At 69.9% G+C, this 15,970-nt stretch carries 14 protein-coding genes and 2 tRNA genes; 13 read left to right on the top strand and 3 right to left on the bottom strand.

The features are described 5' to 3' along the window. Positions 1 to 1,146 carry a hypothetical protein gene (locus tag ABZ208_RS24890; protein ID WP_356911680.1) on the top strand — a complete coding sequence of 382 codons (1,146 nt, stop codon included), beginning with the start codon at positions 1 to 3 and terminating at the stop codon, positions 1,144 to 1,146. On the opposite strand, the gene ABZ208_RS24895 is transcribed toward ABZ208_RS24890, so the two are convergent. Continuing rightward, positions 1,131 to 2,204, bottom strand: coding sequence for a M48 family metallopeptidase (locus ABZ208_RS24895; protein WP_356911681.1), 1,074 nt, complete (start codon positions 2,202 to 2,204; stop codon positions 1,131 to 1,133). The two genes, ABZ208_RS24890 and ABZ208_RS24895, sit on opposite strands and share 16 nt — an antisense overlap. A gap of 269 nt (positions 2,205 to 2,473) precedes the next feature. Here ABZ208_RS24895 and ABZ208_RS24900 point away from each other — a divergent pair, with 269 nt between their 5' ends. The 9 genes from ABZ208_RS24900 (at position 2,474) to ABZ208_RS24940 (ending at position 7,229) form a co-directional block, all read left to right on the top strand. After that, on the top strand, positions 2,474 to 2,635 hold the full coding sequence (locus ABZ208_RS24900) for a hypothetical protein (protein WP_328400666.1): 162 nt from the start codon (positions 2,474 to 2,476) through the stop codon (positions 2,633 to 2,635). Between the two features lie 38 nt (positions 2,636 to 2,673). Continuing rightward, positions 2,674 to 3,297 carry a nicotinate-nucleotide adenylyltransferase gene (gene nadD, locus ABZ208_RS24905; protein WP_356911682.1) on the top strand — a complete coding sequence of 208 codons (624 nt, stop codon included), beginning with the start codon at positions 2,674 to 2,676 and terminating at the stop codon, positions 3,295 to 3,297. A 19-nt stretch (positions 3,298 to 3,316) separates the two neighbouring features. Then, a complete protein-coding gene (locus ABZ208_RS24910; protein ID WP_356911683.1) occupies positions 3,317 to 5,017 on the top strand; it encodes an LCP family protein in 1,701 nt (566 codons plus the stop codon). Positions 5,018 to 5,109: 92 nt separating this feature from the next. Then, positions 5,110 to 5,541 carry a ribosome silencing factor gene (gene rsfS, locus ABZ208_RS24915; RefSeq protein ID WP_356911684.1) on the top strand — a complete coding sequence of 144 codons (432 nt, stop codon included), beginning with the start codon at positions 5,110 to 5,112 and terminating at the stop codon, positions 5,539 to 5,541. A gap of 113 nt (positions 5,542 to 5,654) precedes the next feature. Continuing rightward, positions 5,655 to 6,269 (top strand): histidine phosphatase family protein, encoded by a 615-nt coding sequence (locus tag ABZ208_RS24920; RefSeq protein WP_356911724.1) that lies wholly within the window; start codon positions 5,655 to 5,657, stop codon positions 6,267 to 6,269. 128 nt (positions 6,270 to 6,397) lie between these two features. Next, a tRNA-Ala gene (locus tag ABZ208_RS24925) sits at positions 6,398 to 6,470 on the top strand. Between the two features lie 96 nt (positions 6,471 to 6,566). After that, the gene (locus ABZ208_RS24930; RefSeq protein WP_356911685.1) at positions 6,567 to 6,788 is read left to right on the top strand and encodes a hypothetical protein; all 222 of its coding nucleotides are present in this window, start codon (positions 6,567 to 6,569) and stop codon (positions 6,786 to 6,788) included. Between the two features lie 2 nt (positions 6,789 to 6,790). After that, positions 6,791 to 7,024 (top strand): hypothetical protein, encoded by a 234-nt coding sequence (locus ABZ208_RS24935; RefSeq protein ID WP_328400676.1) that lies wholly within the window; start codon positions 6,791 to 6,793, stop codon positions 7,022 to 7,024. A 132-nt stretch (positions 7,025 to 7,156) separates the two neighbouring features. Further along, a tRNA-Ala gene (locus tag ABZ208_RS24940) sits at positions 7,157 to 7,229 on the top strand. Between the two features lie 68 nt (positions 7,230 to 7,297). Here ABZ208_RS24940 and ABZ208_RS24945 read toward each other — a convergent pair. Both ABZ208_RS24945 and ABZ208_RS24950 read right to left on the bottom strand, forming a co-directional pair. Next, complete coding sequence (locus tag ABZ208_RS24945) at positions 7,298 to 8,893, bottom strand: NADH-ubiquinone oxidoreductase-F iron-sulfur binding region domain-containing protein (RefSeq protein ID WP_356911687.1); 1,596 nt, start codon at positions 8,891 to 8,893, stop codon at positions 7,298 to 7,300. Next, positions 8,890 to 10,557, bottom strand: coding sequence for a hypothetical protein (locus tag ABZ208_RS24950; protein ID WP_356911688.1), 1,668 nt, complete (start codon positions 10,555 to 10,557; stop codon positions 8,890 to 8,892). Before ABZ208_RS24950 ends, ABZ208_RS24945 begins: the two co-directional genes overlap by 4 nt. 559 nt (positions 10,558 to 11,116) lie before the next feature. On the opposite strand from ABZ208_RS24950, the gene leuS reads away from it, so the two are divergent. From leuS to ABZ208_RS24965, 3 genes are all read left to right on the top strand, one after another. Further along, positions 11,117 to 13,969: a leucine--tRNA ligase gene (gene leuS / locus ABZ208_RS24955; protein WP_356911689.1), complete on the top strand. Its 2,853-nt coding sequence runs from the start codon at positions 11,117 to 11,119 to the stop codon at positions 13,967 to 13,969. A 143-nt stretch (positions 13,970 to 14,112) separates the two neighbouring features. Beyond that, the gene (locus ABZ208_RS24960; protein WP_356911690.1) at positions 14,113 to 14,931 is read left to right on the top strand and encodes a hypothetical protein; all 819 of its coding nucleotides are present in this window, start codon (positions 14,113 to 14,115) and stop codon (positions 14,929 to 14,931) included. Between the two features lie 69 nt (positions 14,932 to 15,000). Then, positions 15,001 to 15,846 (top strand): DegV family protein, encoded by an 846-nt coding sequence (locus tag ABZ208_RS24965; protein WP_356911691.1) that lies wholly within the window; start codon positions 15,001 to 15,003, stop codon positions 15,844 to 15,846. The last annotated feature ends 124 nt before the right edge of the window (positions 15,847 to 15,970 follow it).

Here is a 15,970-nt window from a genome sequence, read left to right on the forward strand (position 1 = left end):
ATGGCTGGGCGTGGCGAGCCGCCCGAGGGGACACCCGAGGGTCTCCCCGGCGGCGGCGAGGACGAGTATCGATCCGTTGTCTTCGACGAATCGTTCGTGCGGGCTGCCCGGATGCAGGAATACTCCGCGATGGAGCGGATGGGCGAGCACGCGCCCGCCGTGCGCAGCCTCCCCGCCTGGAGCGGGTGGCGCGCCTCCAAGTCGATCCTGCTGCTCGTCCTGGTGATCGTGATCGCCTTCGGTACAGCGATCTATCTGGGCTTCCGCCATCCGTACCAGCCGGGCCGGAGCACGGCGGCGGACCCGATGAGGATCACCCTGATCCCGCTCGCACCGCGCGGTCCCGTCCCCGGCGGCACCCCCGAAGCCCTCTTCTCGCGCAGTCCGGCCGCCCACTTCCGCACCGGCGCCGCCGGGATCGCCCTGCCCGCCGTGCGCCGTACCGCCCACTTCTCCGAGGGACAGGTGATGACCGCGCTGACCACGGTCAAGGACTACCTCGTGGAATCCTCGCTCGACCCCGATGTGCTCACCGGTGGCGCGGTCCGTCCCGTCCGGGTGCTCCTCGCCCCCGACCAGCTGCCGCAGTTCGACCGGAGCGTCGCCACGCCCACTGCCGACGGCCGCCACTCGGCCACCGGCTGGCTGGTGCGCTTCGACGCCGCGAAGGTGGCGCTGGCCGACCCCGAGGTGCGCGTACGCGGCACGCTGCAGGTCACCGAGACCGGGAGCGACGTGCTGGAAGTGACGTCGGACCACACCTTCGTCTACGCGTTGAGCCCGGCCGCCACCGGAGATTCCCAGGCGGACGGTGCCGGCGGTCAACGTGTCGAAGTGAGCGGACCACGGTCCCAGGAGGCGAGCGGGCCCCGCGCGGCCGACGCCTCGCTGTTCACCGTCCGGCGCGAACTGCACTTCCGCTTCGACCGCGAAGATCTCCGGCTGCACCGCCTCGAACTGCTGGTCAGCTATCTCCAGGCCGGCCCGCAGTCCTGCTCCTCCGACGCGTCGGACGCCTTGCAGCCGCTGCTCGCCGGTGAACGGGCGGGCCCGGACGGGCCGGCCGGCACCGACCCGTACGCGATCGGCCCGGCCACCCCGGCCCTGTGCGGGGCGCTGTCGCCCGACGCTCAGCCCTCGCCCTGACCGCCTCCGTCACCGCCCGCGGAAGCCTTCCCGCTGCCCGAAGCGCCGGTGAACTTGTCGCGCAGCTTCCCGCCGAGGTCGCCCGCGCCGCCGGCTATGTCGCCGACCAGCTTCATCAGCGGATCCTTGCTGGTGCGCACCGAATCGGCATAGTGCGAGGCCGACTCACGGAAGGAGTCGCTGACGGAGGTGTCCTTGTCCTCCGAGCGGCGGGGGTAGTGACCGTCCATGACCCGCTGGTAGTCGCGGCTCTCGGCCCACTTCTTCAGTTCGGCCGCACGCACCGTGGTGAACGGGTGCGAGCGCGGCAGCATGTTCAGAATCTTCAGTACCGAGTCCCGGAGGTCGCCGCCGGCCTCGTACTCCTCGGCCTGCTCGAGGAACGCGTCCACGTTCATCTCGTGCAGATGATTGCCACCCGCGATCTTCATCAGACCGCGCATCGACGCCTGCAGATCCTGGCCGACCAGCAGGCCCGCGCGGTCTGCCGAGAGCTCGGACTTGCGGAACCACTCGCGCAGCGCCGTGACGATCGCCATGATCGCCACATTGCCGAGCGGGATCCAGGCCACCTTCAGCGCCAGGTTGGTGAGGAAGAGCAGAATCGTGCGGTAGACGGCGTGGCCCGAGAGGGCATGGCCCACCTCGTGCCCGACCACCGCGCGCATCTCCTCCTCGTCCAGTAGCTCCACCAGCCCGGTGGTGACGACGATGATCGGCTCGTCCAGGCCGATGCACATCGCGTTGGGACGCGGGTCCTGCGCCACATACATCGCCGGGATCTTCTCCAGGTCCAGGATGTAGCAGGCATCGCGGAGCATGCTGTGCAGGTGCGCGAACTGGGCGTCGCTCACCCGCACCGAGTCGGAGAGGAACAGCAGCCGCAGGCTGCGCTCGGGCAGCAGTGCGCTCAGTGCCTTGAAGACGGTGTCGAACCCGCTGAGCTTGCGCAGCGCGACCAGCGCCGAGCGGTCCGCGGGATGCTCGTAGGCCCGCGAGGAGATACCGGGGAAGCGCTTGCGCTGCCTGCTCGGAACGTGCTCGTGGGTGTCGCTCATGGTGCCCCCTGTTGTCCTGCGAGTCGTGGCTCGTCCCCCTGACGGACCCCAGCGTAAGTGCTGGGGCTGCGGCGCGGCGGGGGCTGTGGATAACCGTCGAACGACCGCGGAACGACGGTGGATCCCACCCCGGAAAACCGCGGGCGCTGCGACAACGGCGCCGACGGGAACCTCAACGACTGAGTCGGCGTGAGCGTGCCCGGGGCGCCCGCATACGATGTGCCCGAAGTCTCTCCGCTCCGACTCCCGATCGATAGGTCCTGCTGAAGATGAGTCTCGCCAGCACCGCCGCCAACCTGGTCACTCTCGCCGAGGGCGCCGAGCACGGTGGCAACCACGACAGCCTCAACCCCTACCTCACCGGCGGCGGCGCTCTGTTCGTGCTGCTCCTGCTGCTGTGGATCACCACCCGTTTCAACCGCGACCGCTGAGACCGCGCCGGCCGGCCGTGCCAGTAGGCTCTGCACGCATGGGAGAGCAGATAGTGGTCACCGGTTCCGGTTCCGGCAGGCGCCGGCTCGGTGTGATGGGCGGGACGTTCGACCCGATCCATCACGGGCACCTGGTGGCCGCCAGCGAGGTGGCCGCCTTGTTCCACCTCGACGAGGTGGTGTTCGTACCCACCGGACAGCCGTGGCAGAAGACCCACAAGACTGTGTCACCGGCCGAGGACCGCTATCTGATGACGGTCATCGCCACGGCGTCCAACCCGCAGTTCTCGGTCAGCCGTATCGACATCGACCGACCCGGGCCGACGTACACGATCGACACCTTGCGGGATCTGCACGCACTCAACGAGAACGCGGACCTGTTCTTCATCACGGGCGCCGACGCGCTCTCGCAGATCCTCGGATGGCGCGATGCCGCAGAGCTGTTCTCGCTCGCTCATTTCATCGGAGTGACCCGGCCGGGCCATGATCTGACGGACGACGGTCTGCCGGAGGGCGGGGTCTCGCTGGTGGAAATCCCGGCACTGGCGATCTCCTCCACCGACTGCCGCGCAAGGGTCGCCAAGGGAGATCCGGTCTGGTACCTGGTTCCGGACGGTGTGGTGCGCTACATCGACAAGCGCCAGTTGTACCGGGGCGAGTGAGCCACGGAGAGGGGCACCGGTGAACGACCAGCACAACCCGTACGACCCGTACTATCCGCAGCCGCAGATCATCGGCTACGACGAGTACGGGCAACCGGTGTATCAGCAGCCCCAGCAGTACGACCCCTACGCGCAGCAGGACCAGCAGGCCCAGGGGCATGGGCATGGGCATGGGCAGAGCCAGGGGCAGGGGCAGACGTACGGGTACGACCCGTACGGCCGGCCCTACCCCCAGCAGCCCACCCAGCCCGAGCCCCCGGCCCAGGGCTATGGCTACGGCGGCTACGAGGGCTACGGCTACGACACCGGCACCCAGCCTTCGGTCGTCGACACAACCCAGCAGTGGAGCATCCCCCAGCAGCAGCAGCAGCAGCAGCAGCAGCCCGCCCCGCCCGAGCCGCAGGAGCGCCGGACGCAGCCGGAGCAGACTTCTGTTCCGCAGCAGCGTCGCCCGGAAGCCGAACGGGACTACCGGACCGAGCAGTTCTCGTTCATCGAGGAGCCGGACGAGGACTCCGAAGACGTCATCGACTGGCTGAAATTCACCGAGAGCCGCTCCGAGCGGCGTGAGGAGGCCAAGCGACGCGGTCGCAACCGGGGCGTCGCTCTGGTCGTCGCCATGGCCCTCGCCCTCGTCGGCGGTGTCGGCTACCTCTGGTACGCGGGCAAGCTGCCCGGCCTCTCGGACTCCAAGGGCAGCGGCACCGCCGCAAGCGGCCCGCAGAAGCGCGATGTGATCGTCGTGCATCTGCACAACACCAAGAAGGCCGGCACCTCCACCCTGCTGCTGGTCGACAACGTCACGACCGAGCAGGGCACCACGGTCCTGCTTCCCAATGCCCTCTCGGTCGCCAACGACGACGGCACGGCGACCACCCTCGCCAAGTCGGTCGAGGACGACGGCTCCACCGGTACCCGCGAGGCGATCGGCACCCTCCTCGGCGCCAAGATCAGTGGAACCTGGCGGCTGGACACCCCGTTCCTGGAGAATCTCGTCGAGCTGGTCGGCACGATCGACCTGACCACGGACACCGAGGTGCCGGGCGCGAAGAAGGGCGCCGCTCCGCTGGTGAAGAAGGGTGAGAACCAGACGCTCAACGGGCGGACGGCCGTCGCCTACGCCACCTACCTCGGTCCGGGTGAGGCCGAGGCGAAGCAGTTGCAGCGCTTCGGCCAGGTCATGCAGGGCGTGCTGAAGAAGTTCCCGGACGACCCGAAGTCGGCGACCGTGATCGTGGAGACCCTGGCCCAGATCCTCGACCCCTCGCTGGACGAGAACGACCTGGGCGCATCCCTGGCTGGGCTCGCCGAGCACGCCAAGGGCGGGGACTACAGGACCGCCCTGCTGCCGGTGCAGGAGGACGGCACGCTCACCGACCAGGCCGCGAGCAGTGTGGTCAAGGACATCCTGGGCGGCTCAGTGAGCGCGCCGGACGCGGGCGGCGCGGTCCGCGTGGGCATCAAGAACGCCAGTGGCAACTCCAAGGCGACCGAAACGGCCAGGATCGCCCTGGTCAACGGAGGCTACGCGGTCGTCGACGGCGGCAAGGCGGCCACGGCCACCTCCTCGCAGGTCACCTATGCCGACGAGGCGTCCAAGGCCAAGGCCTCAGAGGTCGCCAAGACGCTGAATCTGCCGGCGAGTGCGGTCAAGAAGGGCAAGGCCGCCACCAACGCGGATGTCTCGGTGGTCCTCGGCTCCGACTACGAGATCGAGTAGCCGGGGCCGGGCAGGCCGAACAATCCCTTCGTGGGCTGTCGGCGGTCCGTGAGACCCTTGAAGGGTTCCCGACCGCCGACGAAAGCCTGCTAGTGACCGCTACGGACCGTTCCATCGAGCTCGTCAACGCCGCCGCCCAGGCGGCAGCCGACCGGCTCGCGCACGACATCATCGCCTACGACGTCAGCGACGTGCTGTCGATCACCGACGCCTTCCTGCTCGCCTCCGCTCCCAACGACCGCCAGGTCAAGTCGATCGTCGACGAGATCGAGGAGCGGCTGAACAAGGAGCTCGGCGCCAAGCCGGTGCGCCGCGAGGGCGACCGCGACGCCCGCTGGATCCTGCTGGACTACGTGGACATCGTCGTGCACGTCCAGCACAGCGAGGAGCGCGTCTTCTACGCCCTCGAGCGGCTGTGGAAGGACTGCCCCGAGATGCCGCTGCCCGAGGATGCCCTGAAGACCCGCGGCAAGGCCCAGGAGCACGCACAGCTCTCGGCCGGCACGGACGGTGAGCTGAGCTGAACGGGAGCGACAACGGGAGCGGCCTCACGGCGGACGCCACCGGTGCGAGCGGCCCGGGCACCGGTGGTTCCGGGCCTGGCTCCGCCAAGCCCGCTCGCGGCCGCCGCGTCGTCCTGTGGCGCCACGGCCAGACGGCCTGGAACCTGGAGCGCCGCTTCCAGGGCTCCACGGACATCGAGCTGACCGAGGCCGGGCACGCGCAGGCGCGCCGCGCCGCGCGGCTGCTCGCCTCGCTGAAGCCGGCCGCGATCGTCGCCTCCGACCTCAAGCGGGCCGCGGCGACAGCCGGTGAGCTGGCCGGAATCACCGGCCTGGACGTCTCGTACGACTCGGCCCTGCGGGAGACCTATGCGGGCGTCTGGCAGGGCCTGACGCACGAAGAGATCGTGGGGCGTTACGGCGAGCAGTACGCCGCCTGGAAGCGTGGCGAACCTGTGCGGCGCGGGGGCGGCGAGCTGGAGACCGAGGTCGCCGACCGGGCCGCGCCGGTCGTGCTGCACCACGCCGACAAGCTGCCCGACGACGGCACCCTCGTCGTGGTCAGCCACGGCGGCACCATCCGCACCACCATCGGCCGGCTCCTCGGTCTGGAGGCCCACCACTGGGAGAGCCTGGGCGGCCTGTCCAACTGCTGCTGGTCGGTGCTGGGCGAGGGCGCGCGCGGCTGGCGGCTGCTCGAGCACAACGCCGGCACGCTCCCCGAGCCGGTGCTCGGCGACGACACCTGAGCACACCTGAGCCTTCGGGCAGGCCGGGCGCCCAGCGCCGGAGCCTGCCCCCGGACCCGGATTTCACTTTCCGGCAGGTCGCAGGCTAAAGTTCTTCTTGTTCGCAGCGCGGAGCGCGAAGAACACGCGGGGCTATAGCTCAGTTGGTAGAGCGCCTGCATGGCATGCAGGAGGTCAGGAGTTCAATTCTCCTTAGCTCCACAACCCGGATCCCGCCCCCGTCAGGGGGCGGGATCCTTTGCGTTGGCCTTGGTGACCGATCTCCTTCGCAAACGCCGCTGACCCTCTCGCGTGGCCATGGCAGAATCGTACGGCCGGAGGGGACACCGGCCGTACGGGAGGGAGCGCGCGATGTCCGGCGGCAAGGAGGCCCATGAGGCCGACGACCTGCTTGCCACGATGGAGGCCTGTGCTCGCCTCAACTGTCCGTCCTGCGGTTCGGCCCATGTCGCCCAGGTCCTCGGTGACAATGGAGGCGTGTCCTACGTGTGCACGGCCTGCGGCCACAGCTGGAGCTGACTATGGGTGCACACAGGCGTAAATGTGACTGGTGCGGCAGCGGCACGCCCATCGTCCGCGACATGGACCCGATCAACCCCGACTACCAGTACTGGTGCGAGGAGTGCGCGCGGGCGCTGATCATAAAAGGGGACCCCATCGAGACCTACCGGGAACTCGAGGGTGAACCGATCTACGGGCGCCTGCTCGACGAGCACTGCACCCTCAAGCGCTTCTACTCGTTCGCCACGGCTTGACGGATCATCACGAGAACCGGACATTACGGACTTTGTCGGGCTGCTCCGGAAACGATTTGGTGATGCGCGAGCAGGGGCGTTAATGTTGTCGACGTCGCCAGGGGGAAACCCGCGAACGAAGCGGCACAGCAAGGGGCTATAGCTCAGTTGGTAGAGCGCCTGCATGGCATGCAGGAGGTCAGGAGTTCAATTCTCCTTAGCTCCACAGAAGAAGTGCAAAAGAAGCGGGCCACCCGAGTCGGGTGGCCCGCTTCTTTGTCCGCGTTCCGGCGGCTAACCGCGGCCGGGACCCAGGGCCTTGCGGCCGGCGCTGGGCAGTTCCGGGCGCGAGGAGGGCTTCGGCGGCGCGGCGGGCGCCGTCTGCTCGAGACGCATCGCCAGCGCGGGACAACGCCGTACAGCCCGCTCCGCACGCCCGCGCATGTGCATCGGCACCACGGCGTCGGCGACCGACGGGAAGCCGTCCGGGTTGATGCGGATCAGCTCGGGAATGATGTCCGCGCACAGGCCGTGGCCCTGGCACAGCGTCCAGTCGATGAAGACCTTCTCGCCGCTCGGGATCGACTCCACCTCGTCCTGGTAGCCCTCGTTGGGCAGCGGCAGCACACCGGTCGTCTCGCGGCCGCAGCCGCCGTCCAGGACGTGCGCGGCGAGATCGTCCGTGAACGCCGACAGGGTCGACGCGAAGAACCGCGCGGAGCCGTCGGGGTGCTTGCACGCGCCGCGGCCCTTCACGGCCTGTGTGACCTCGCGCAGGGCCTCCAGAGCGGCGGGGCCGCCGCCGTTGATGACATCGGACAGGCCGCCGGCCGCGGCGGGCAGACCGAGCCGGCAGGGGCCGCACTGGCCCGCGGTCTCGGCGGCGAGCCAGTTGGCCACACGCAGTGCCTCGCCCAGCGGACAGGTCTCGGGGCCGATCGGAAGGATCGCTCCGGCGCCGAGAGCGCCGCCCACGGCCGCGAGGGACTGCTTGGAGACGACGGACTCGTGGACGGCGACCGCGTCGATCCAGTTGCCGTGGTAGCCGCCGGTGAGCACGCCCTGGGGGAGCGGCGGGGCGCCGGCCAGCTGGAGCACGTACCGCAGCGGGACGCCGGTGGGTACCTCGACCACCATGGGGCGGGCGACGGCGCCGGAGATGGTCAGCATGACCGTGCCGGGCTCGGAGTCCAGCCCGGTGTTGCAGTAGCGGCGTGAGCCGAGACGGGCGGCCACGGCCAGCTGGGCGAAGGTCTCGGCGTTGGACAGCAGCGTCGGGGCGCCACCCACACCGGATTCGGCGGCCCGCTCGCGGCGCCCGGGCGGCAGTGCGGGGCCGCCGTTGACGGCGCGGATGACCGAGGACGCCTCACCGGAGACCATGCGCTCGGGGGTGCGCACCACGCGGGCGCGCAGGGCCTGCCCGCGCCGGTCGGACAGGCCGCGCTCGGCCAGTGCGGCACGGATGGAGATCTCGGTGGAGTTGCGGGTCACCGCGACGACCAGGGTGCGCGCACCGAGCGCCTCGGCGGCCAGCAGCGCGCCGTCCAGGATGAGATGGGGCGCACGGTTCAGCAGCACCGTGTCCTTGCGGCAGGGAGGCTCGCCCTCACTGCCGTTGACGACGACGACGGGGCGCACTCCGCGCCGGATCGCGGACTTGGCGACGGCCCGCAGTTTCTTGGCGAACGGGAAGCCCGCGCCCCCGCGGCCGGTGAGGGATATCTCCTCGGCGAGCTGTGCGAGCCGCTCACCGCTGACCGGCTCGAGCGGCCCGTGCACCTTGAGGTGCATGGGCAGATCGAGCCGTTCGACCAGGTCGAAGCCCTGGGTCAGCTGGGGAAGGCCGACCACACGGACTTCGGGGACGTCGGGGAGCGGGGCGTTCACGGTCGTTCTCCTGCGGGTGCGTTCCAGGGCTCGCCGGCCGGGGGCTGGAAGAGTCCGGGCATGGCGGCGGTCTCCTCGTACGGGGGGATGCTGCCGGTGTCGTACGTGGGCATGCTGCCGGTGTCGTACGTGGGGATGCCGCCGGTGTCGTACGGGGACGTGGTGTACGGGGGAGCGGCCTCGTTCGTGGCGAGGGGATCGTAAGAGACGCCGGCGTCGTACGACGGGGCCGGGGGGGTGTACATGGCGGTCGCGTCGTACGTGGACTGGGCGCCCAGGCCGCCGGACACGGCGTCGTAGCCACCGGCCGTGGCGCTGTAGCCGGAGGATCCGGCGTCGAACCCGGCGGATCCTGTGTCGAAACCGGCACCGAAGGAGGCGCTGCCCGTGTCGTACGAGGGCGGGGAGCCGTAGGCGGGCGCCGTGTCGAACAGTGGCGGGGGCGGGGTGTCGTACGTGGGCGGGGTGGCCGGCGTGGGCCGCACGGCCTGGGCCGGGGGAGGCGGTGAGGGGGTGGGCCAGGAGCCGGGGAGGGGACCCGTCTCGGACACCACAGGTATCTCCTCGGTCATCGGCACCCGCTCGGCGAGCGGAGGCGCCGACTCGGCCCCGAGGGAGACCGCACGGTAGGCGGCGGACATCCCCGGGCCGCGGCCGCCGCCCGGTGCAGAGGTGTGCTCCGGCTCCGGCCCGGAGGGACGCGGGGCCTCGTACAACTGGGGGGAGGGGGCAGCGATCCGCGGGGGCTGGGGCCGTGACTGGCCGAGAGGCGCCTGGAGGTCCCGCTCGAACGTGCGCTGTGAGGGAACACCGCTCACGCGGTCCATACGGTCCATGCCGGCGGATACGGTCGAGCGGTTCCTTCCGCTCATCCCGCCCGCGCCGCCGACGCCGCTGACGCCCGGGAGCGGGGCCGTCAGCATGTCGCGCCTCGCCTGCTCGTCAGCTGCTGCCGGTCCGTCCCCCGCGGCACCGGTCAGCGCCTCGATCCTGGCCGCGATGCGCCGCTGCACCGACCGCGGCAGCAGCCGTACGGAGACGGCGACCGCCACACCGGCCAGGGCCAGGCAGTACATGGTCACGACCCAGGTCGCGGCCGGCCGGCCGGTGTAGAGCCCGTGGACCAGTGCGGAGCACCAGGCCGGGTAGGCAAGCATGTGCAGCGGCCGCCAGCGGCCGGCGACGCGGACGTTGCCGGCCAGAGCGCTGCGCAGCACTCCGGTCGTGGCGGCGACCACCATCAGGAATCCGGCCAGCGAGCCGAAGCCGATGAGCGCGGAGGTGCCGGTGACACCGAGGCCGAACGGGATGAGGGCGCCGATCAACTCCACATGCCCCAGGGAGACCTTCACGGTGCCGTGCAGCAGCAGGAAGCCGAGCGAGGCGATCGCGGTGGTCCGGTGGATGCCCTGCGCGAGCAGGCGGTGGCGGGGGGAAAGCAACAGCCGGTCGGTGGCGATGAGTCCCCATGCGACCGAGGCGGTCAGTGACACCAGAGAGAGGACCCCGGTGGTGAAGTCCAGCGCTGCGCGGAAACTGTCGCTGCCTCCGATGGCGAGCAGGGGTATGAGGATCAACGCGGCTACGTAGAGGCCGCCTTGCACCGGGCGGCTGAGTCCGGGGCTCGGATCGGGCGACATACGCATCTTGAGACGAGGGTTCATGGGGCGACTCCGAATGGTGCGGGATAGCGGTCCCGTTGACGCACTCTAGGTCGAGGCATACCAGTCAGTACGAGGTTTCGGCGTTTATAGAGGTGAAGTACAGGCAACTGACTTTGGGGTTGCCCTGGATAAGGTCGATACGCGGAGTAACCCGGACGGGTTGACCGTTGTTGTCGGGGCGCCGGGTGGTGTTTCCGGCCTTCCAGTGATCTACGGACGGCGTGGGCGTGGCGTTCAAGTGGTGCCTGTGTGATGTTGATGTGGTTCTGATGTGATCCAGATGTGGCGCTCATGTGACGACGAATCTAGCGGGGCGTGGGCGCACCGTGGGCGGTCGCGGTGCCTCGGGGTCTCCTCCATGCGCCCGGTTCGCCCGCTGCGGTACCCTGACGCCATGCGTGCCGTACGCCTTCTGCTTAGCGAGCCGCGCTGATCAGTCCCGACGGATGAAAGATCCGGTCGGAATCGGCGCGGCGTCCCCTCCTGTGCGAGGGGTTTTTTCATTTCGCCGGTGGATGACAGAGCGCAAGCAGAGACGATCGATGGAGCTTTAAGGATCATGAGCGAGATGAATTCGGCTGCCGAGGCGGCAGCCCCGCATCGTTACACGGCTGCGATGGCGGCCGACATCGAGGCACGCTGGCAGGACACCTGGGAGGCCGAGGGGACGTACGAGGCGCCCAACCCGCGCGGCGATCTGGCCGGGGACGCGGCTGTGGCGGCCAGGCCGAAGAAGTTCGTCATGGACATGTTCCCGTACCCTTCGGGTGCTGGTCTGCACGTCGGGCACCCCCTGGGGTACATCGCCACCGACGTCTTCGCCCGCCACCAGCGCATGACCGGACACAACGTCCTGCACACCCTGGGCTTCGACGCCTTCGGCCTGCCCGCAGAGCAGTACGCCGTGCAGACCGGTACGCATCCGCGGGTGTCGACCGAGGCGAACATCAAGAACATGCAGCGCCAGCTGCGACGGCTGGGCCTGGGCCACGACACGCGCCGCTCCTTCGCGACGATCGACCCGGACTACTACAAGTGGACCCAGTGGATCTTCCTGCAGATCTTCAACTCCTGGTACGACGACAACACGCAGAAGGCCCGCCCGATCGAGGAGCTGGTGGCCCGGTTCGAGAGCGGCGAGCGCGAGGTTCCCGGTGGGGGCGCGTGGGGCGCGCTGAGCGCCGTCGAGCGTGCCGAGGTCCTGGGCCAGTACCGCCTGGCGTACGCCTCCGACGCGCCGGTCAACTGGTGCCCCGGACTGGGCACCGTACTGGCCAATGAAGAGGTGACGGCCGACGGCCGCTCCGAGCGGGGCAACTTCCCCGTCTTCAAGGCGAAGCTGCGCCAGTGGAACATGCGCATCACCGCCTACGCCGACCGGCTGCTGGACGACCTGGACGCGCTGGACTGGCCCGAGGCCATCAAGCTGCAGCAGCGCAACTGGATCGGCCGCTCCGAAGGCGCACGCCTGGACTTCGCCGTCGACGGCGACGACTCCGCGCGGATCACGGTCTTCACCACCCGCCCGGACACGCTGTTCGGTGCCACCTACATGGTGCTGGCCCCGGAGCACGGCCTGATCGACTCCATCGTCCCGGCCGAATGGCCCGAGGGCGTCAAGGAGGCGTGGACCGGCGGCGCGGCCACTCCGGCCGAGGCCGTCGCCGCCTACCGCAAGCAGGCTCAGACCAAGAGCGACGTCGAGCGGCAGACCGAGCACAAGGACAAGACCGGTGTCTTCACCGGCGCGTACGCCCTGAACCCGGTCACCGGCAAGCGCATCCCCGTCTTCGTCGCCGACTACGTGCTGATGGGCTACGGCACCGGCGCGATCATGGCCGTCCCCGGCCAGGACGAGCGCGACTGGGAGTTCGCCGAGGCGTTCGAGCTGCCCATCATCCGGACCGTGCAGCCGCCGGAGGGCTGGGAGGGCGAGGCCTTCACCGGGCAGGGGCCGGCGATCCACTCCGCCAACGACGAGATCTCGCTGGACGGCCTGGGCGTCGCCGAGGCCAAGGCCAAGATCACCGAGTGGCTGGTCGCCAAGGGCATCGGCGAGGCAACCATCAACTTCCGGCTGCGTGACTGGCTGTTCAGCCGGCAGCGCTACTGGGGCGAGCCCTTCCCGATCGTGTACGACGAGGACGGCGTCGCCCACGCGCTGCCCGAGTCGATGCTGCCCCTGGAGCTGCCGGAGGTCGACGACTACTCGCCCCGCACTTTCGACCCGGACGACGCCGACACCCAGCCCGAGACCCCGCTGTCGCGCAATGAGGACTGGGTCGATGTCGAGCTGGACCTGGGCGACGGAGTCAAGCGCTACCGCCGCGAGACCAACACCATGCCCAACTGGGCGGGTTCGTGCTGGTACGAACTGCGCTATCTGGACCCGCACAACAGCGAGAAGCTGGTCGACCCGGCGATCGAGCAGTACTGGATGGGGCCGCGCGAAGGGCAGCCGCACGGGGGCGTCGACCTGTACGTCGGCGGTGCCGAGCACGCCGTACTGCACCTGCTGTACGCGCGATTCTGGTCCAAGGTGCTGTTCGACCTGGGGCACGTCTCCTCGGCCGAGCCGTTCCACAAGCTGTTCAACCAGGGCATGATCCAGGCCTACGCGTTCACCGACTCCCGTGGTGTGTACGTGCCGGCGGCCGAGGTCGAGGAGCAGGACGGGAAGTTCTTCCACAACGGTCAGCCCGTCAAGCGTGAGTACGGCAAGATGGGCAAGTCCCTGAAGAACGCCGTCACTCCGGACGAGATGTCCGCCGAGTACGGGGCCGACACGCTGCGTCTGTACGAGATGGCGATGGGCCCCCTGGACGTCTCGCGGCCCTGGGACACGCGCGCGGTGGTGGGCCAGTACCGCCTGCTGCAGCGCCTGTGGCGCAACATCGTCGACGAGTCGACGGGCGAGGTCACAGTCGTCGACGCCGAGCCGGACGAGGACACCCTGCGCGCCCTGCACAAGGCGATCGACGGTGTGGGCCAGGACATGGCGGGGATGCGCTTCAACACCGCCATCGCCAAGGTGACAGAGCTGAACAACCACCTGACGAAGTCGGGTGGGGCGGTGTCGCGGTCGGTGGCCGAGCAGCTGGTGCTGCTGGTCGCCCCGCTGGCCCCGCACATCGCCGAGGAGCTGTGGCACAAGCTGGGGCACGCAGACTCGGTCGTGCACCAGGACTTCCCGGTCGCCGACCCGGCGTACGTCGTGGACGAGTCCGTGACCTGCGTGGTGCAGATCAAGGGCAAGGTCAAGGCGCGGCTGGAGGTCTCCCCGTCGATCTCGGACGAGGAGCTGGAGGCGCTGGCCCTGGGTGACGAGAGCGTCGTCGCCGCGCTGGGTGGTGCCGGCATCCGCAAGGTGATCGTCCGGGCACCGAAGCTGGTCAACATCGTCCCTGCGTAGCGGCTCGGGGCATTCCCCTACGGGCAGGTTGGGGGTTCCTTTGGAACCCTCGGCCTGCCTGCTCCGTTTACGGTGGAGGGAACGCAGCCGGACCGGACACGCCGGACGGACCCGACGACTGCATTCGATGCCGGAGGGCGCACATGGAAGCCGTCATTCTCATCCTGGCGCTGCTCTTCTTCGCATTCGTGGCACTGGGTGTCTTCGTCACAGTCAAGGCCGTCGGAGCCGCCAAGCGGGGCGTGGAGCGCACGGTCAGCCAGGCACGCCGGACCGTCGAGGAGACGGCGCTGCGCGCGAAGAGCTACGGACAGGTCGGCGTGGCGGGCGAGCTCGCGCAGCTGAGGCTCTCGCTGCGTACGTCGATGCGGGCGACCCAGGAAGCCCTGAGGGCGGGCGCGACCGAGGACGCCTCGCTGTCCGAGTCGCTGGCGCTCTTCGGCCGGCTCAGCGCCCACGGCCATGAACTGGACGACGAGCTCAAGCGGCTGGAGCGCGAGCCGGACCGGGCGACGGTGGCCTCACTGCTTCCCGGGCTGCGGGAGCGTACGGAGCGGATCACGCAGTCGGCCGAGTCGCTGCGGTGGGCGGCTCGGGACCGGGCTCAGAAGTTCGCCGACGAGGATCTGGACGTGCTGAGCGCGCAGATCGATCTGGAGGCGGGGGCGCTGCGGCACTGGTCGGCACCGGACTCGGCCGAAGAGCCACTCGCGGAGGACGGGGTGGACGCGGCACGTCCGGCCGGGCCCGGCCCGGGGCCCGGTGGGAGCACGGGCACGGGGGCCGCGTCCTGGCCCGACGCGGGGCGCCCTGCCGACGGGACCGTGGCCGGCCAGACGTGGCCCGAAGAGGAAGCGGAGGCACCGGTGACCGGACAGCCGCGGGAGATCACCGCGCGTGACCCGCGGCAGCAGTTCGCGTACCCGTGGGAGAAGGCACCGCGTCCGGAGACATCGAACTGACGGCTGACGACGACCGGTGGGGCGGGCCCGGGCTGCCGCCCGGGGGCGCCTGCGGGTAACCTCCCGCTCATGTCCCGCCATGTCGCGATCGTCACCGATTCCACGGCCTACCTGCCACCCCCGACGATGGAGCGGCACGGCATCACAGCGGTGCCGTTGACCGTTGTGCTCGGCGACCAGGCGCTGGAAGAGGGCACGGAGATCTCGGCCCGCTCGCTGGCAGTCGCACTGCAGAAGCGACGCCCGGTGACCACCTCACGCCCCAGCCCCGAGATGTTCGCCGCGGCATACCGGCGGAAAGCGGAGGCCGGCGCGACGGGGATCGTCTCACTGCATCTGTCCTCGGAGTTCTCAGGAACGTACGACGCGGCCGTGCTGGCCGCCAAGGAGGCTCCGGTACCGGTGCGGGTGGTGGACACCGGGATGGTCGCCATGGCCCTGGGATTCTGCGCGCTCGCCGCCGCGGAGTCGGCGGATGCCGGTGGCTCGCTCGACGAGGCGGTGGCAGCCGCGGAGAAGCGCGCCGCGGGCACTTCCGCGTTCTTCTACGTCGACACGCTCGACTATTTGCGCCGCGGCGGCCGGATCGGTGCGGCGCAGGCGCTGCTCGGTTCGGCACTCGCCGTGAAGCCCCTGCTGCAGCTGGACGGCGGCCGGATCGAGATGCTGGAGAAGGTGCGGACGGCGTCGAAGGCCATCGCACGGCTGGAGGAGATCGCTGCAGAGCGCGCGGGCGCGAGCCCGGTGGACATTGCGGTGCATCACTTGGCCGCGCCCGAGCGGGCCGCGGCGCTGGCGGACCGGCTGCGCGGGCGGGTGCCGGGCCTCGCCGAACTGCATCTGAGCGAGGTCGGTGCGGTGATCGGGGCGCATACAGGGCCGGGGCTGCTGGCCGTCGTCATTTCGCCGCGCTGAGGGCCGGTGAGTTGGTGGGCACGGTGAGTTGACGGGGGCGGCGGTGGGCGCGGCGGGCTGAGCGCTGTCGTGTCAGCTCACCCGCACGAGTGGCCAAGTTGTCCACAACGGGTCAGTTGTCCAC

This window comes from Streptomyces sp. NPDC006208 (assembly GCF_040613775.1).
Lineage (GTDB): Bacteria > Actinomycetota > Actinomycetes > Streptomycetales > Streptomycetaceae > Streptomyces.

Coding starts and splice junctions, on each gene's coding strand:
- ABZ208_RS24890 (WP_356911680.1), top strand. CDS start 1: ATGGCTGGGCGTGGCGAGCCGCCCGAGGGGACACCCGAGGGTCTCCCC.
- ABZ208_RS24895 (WP_356911681.1), bottom strand. CDS start 2,204: ATGAGCGACACCCACGAGCACGTTCCGAGCAGGCAGCGCAAGCGCTTC.
- ABZ208_RS24900 (WP_328400666.1), top strand. CDS start 2,474: ATGAGTCTCGCCAGCACCGCCGCCAACCTGGTCACTCTCGCCGAGGGC.
- nadD (WP_356911682.1), top strand. CDS start 2,674: ATGGGAGAGCAGATAGTGGTCACCGGTTCCGGTTCCGGCAGGCGCCGG.
- ABZ208_RS24930 (WP_356911685.1), top strand. CDS start 6,567: ATGGCAGAATCGTACGGCCGGAGGGGACACCGGCCGTACGGGAGGGAG.
- ABZ208_RS24935 (WP_328400676.1), top strand. CDS start 6,791: ATGGGTGCACACAGGCGTAAATGTGACTGGTGCGGCAGCGGCACGCCC.
- ABZ208_RS24950 (WP_356911688.1), bottom strand. CDS start 10,557: ATGAACCCTCGTCTCAAGATGCGTATGTCGCCCGATCCGAGCCCCGGA.
- leuS (WP_356911689.1), top strand. CDS start 11,117: ATGAGCGAGATGAATTCGGCTGCCGAGGCGGCAGCCCCGCATCGTTAC.
- ABZ208_RS24960 (WP_356911690.1), top strand. CDS start 14,113: ATGGAAGCCGTCATTCTCATCCTGGCGCTGCTCTTCTTCGCATTCGTG.
- ABZ208_RS24965 (WP_356911691.1), top strand. CDS start 15,001: ATGTCCCGCCATGTCGCGATCGTCACCGATTCCACGGCCTACCTGCCA.